Source organism: Blautia sp. OM06-15AC, from assembly GCF_003481425.1.
Taxonomy (GTDB): domain Bacteria; phylum Bacillota; class Clostridia; order Lachnospirales; family Lachnospiraceae; genus Fusicatenibacter; species Fusicatenibacter saccharivorans.
In genome coordinates this window covers 215-598 of the sequence record NZ_QULD01000034.1, presented here as the reverse complement: position 1 = coordinate 598, position 384 = coordinate 215, and the positions used below count along the sequence as shown (strand labels likewise).

Below are 384 nucleotides of genomic sequence, written 5' to 3'. Positions count from 1 at the left end.
TTCAACGCTTCATAGGTGTAATCGTCTGCGTCAGCCCCCAGAAAGTGCCGCAGGCAGAAACGGATTCGTTCTGTCCCGTCCCACACAAGGGTATTGAGATAGTCCCGGATGGGATGGTACTTGTTTTCATTCGCCACAATCCCGATGGCGTTATCAATCTTTTTCTCATTGGTAAGCCCATAGGTTTCTTCCAGATAAAGAAGCAGATACTTCATGTCCGTATCGTTCAGGGCGGTGCTTTCCCTGTGAAAACCGATGGGCTTTATGATGTCCTTGCGGTCGGTCAGAATGTTGTATGCGATAGCCCCGGAAAGCAGCGGGTCACGCTGGAATACGGTCAGGCAGTTCCGGATGCTCTGACGGACACCGCCTTTCTCGGTAGTT

Annotated in this window: 1 pseudogene; it reads right to left on the bottom strand. The window is 51.3% G+C overall.

Annotation, left to right across the window (positions count from 1 at the left end):
• Positions 1–384: pseudogene (locus tag DXB83_RS16330) on the bottom strand (virulence-associated E family protein); the annotation flags it as partial.